Annotated in this window: 2 protein-coding genes; both read left to right on the plus strand. The window is 58.0% G+C overall.

Features of this window, described 5'->3' with window-relative positions:
- Window positions 1-208: 208 nt before the first annotated feature.
- The gene (locus J8J14_RS24720) at window positions 209-781 is read left to right on the plus strand and encodes a hypothetical protein (RefSeq protein ID WP_209382197.1); all 573 of its coding nucleotides are present in this window, start codon (window positions 209-211) and stop codon (window positions 779-781) included.
- A gap of 199 nt (window positions 782-980) precedes the next feature.
- Window positions 981-1,307, plus strand: a complete 327-nt coding sequence (locus tag J8J14_RS24725; protein WP_209382198.1) for a hypothetical protein — start codon at window positions 981-983, stop codon at window positions 1,305-1,307.
- Window positions 1,308-1,410: the final 103 nt, after the last annotated feature.

Here is a 1,410-nt window from a genome sequence, read left to right on the forward strand (position 1 = left end):
CCGCGGCGAAGCGGGTCGGCAGGCAGAGCATGGCGGCGTCTCTTGGCGGGGACGCATCCACCCTAGCCGGTCAGCCCGCTCCGCCGCCTCTCCTCAGCTCAAATGGCCAAAGTCGAGCTTAGGCACGATAATCGAGGGTTATCGGACACCAGGGTGTTGCTCAAGGCTTTGCAGCGTGTAGCGTCGTCACGACCAGTCTGAGGGAAAGATGTCAGAGGATACAGGCGCTGAGAGCGGTACCCGCTTTTATAAGCACGTTCGCAGACCTGCCTACTATAAGCACGTTCGCAGACTTGCCGACGCGGAAGGGCGACTACTGCGTCTTGAAACCTACTTCAAAGTAGGTCTTGGAGTTGCGGTGATATTTGGGCTTTCGGGCGCCTGGGGTGCTCAGATGCTCTACAAAGCGCACAATAAATTTATGCAAATAAATGATGAGATTGCCAGCAAATCCATTGAACTCAATCAACTAAAGCGGGTAATCATCTCCGAAATACAAAATGCAGAAAGCACAACAACACAGAGTCAAATTGCCAAAATACAAGGCGCCAGCAAGAATCTTCAGCAACAATCTGAAGCCGCCAATAGAAGACCACGAAAAGTTTGTGGAATTAGTGGAGGAGAAAACTTTTCTTACATGATTGTGGTTCCAGACACCTTTACAATGGAAGATTGCAGAAGAGCTGGTGCCTGGAGCGAAGCGAAGGCTGTAGTCCACTTCTGCATGGATGATCACAGCATTACACGATCTGGTAACCCCGTATCTTGTAGTTGGCAATAGTTGTACTTTGATGCCAAAAATTATTACAGATGGGATCAACTCTATCTGTGGAAGCCAACGGTTTTCCGCGGAAGCCCTAGCCTATGCGCGGGAGGCCTCAGCCACCAACACCCGCCGGGCGTATCGCGCGGCCTGGGCCGACTTCACCGCCTGGTGCGCCGCCGCTGGCGTGGAGCCGCTGCCCGCATCGCCTGAGACGGTGGGCAGCTTCCTCGCGGCCCGGGCCACCACCCACAAGGCGGCCAGCCTCTCCATGCGCTTGGTGGCGATTGGACAGGCCCACCGCCTCGCCGGCCATCGCCTTGATGCTGGCCACCCCGCCATCCGTGAGACGATGAAGGGCATCCGGCGCACCCACGGCACGGCACCGACGAAGAAGGATGCCGCCGTGGCCGACGTGATTCGCGATGCCGTGGGCGTCTTAGCGAAGCGCCACGGCCTGCGCGCCCTCCGCGACCGTGCATTGCTGCTGGTGGGCTTCGCCGCGGCGCTGCGCCGGTCTGAGTTAGAGCGGTTTCCGGCCTGACTGAATTGCTTGTGATCCACGAGGCGGTGGCGAGGTGATTCAGTGCTCCTGGTGAGGGAGGCCCTGGGCATGTCGAAGGCGTTGTCGGTGGATCCGCGGGAGC

Source organism: Pararoseomonas baculiformis (assembly GCF_017813395.1).
Classification (GTDB): domain Bacteria; phylum Pseudomonadota; class Alphaproteobacteria; order Acetobacterales; family Acetobacteraceae; genus Roseomonas; species Roseomonas baculiformis.

Bases quoted from the DNA above. Each gene is read 5' to 3' on its own strand.
- J8J14_RS24720 (WP_209382197.1), top strand. From the start codon at position 209: ATGTCAGAGGATACAGGCGCTGAGAGCGGTACCCGCTTTTATAAGCAC.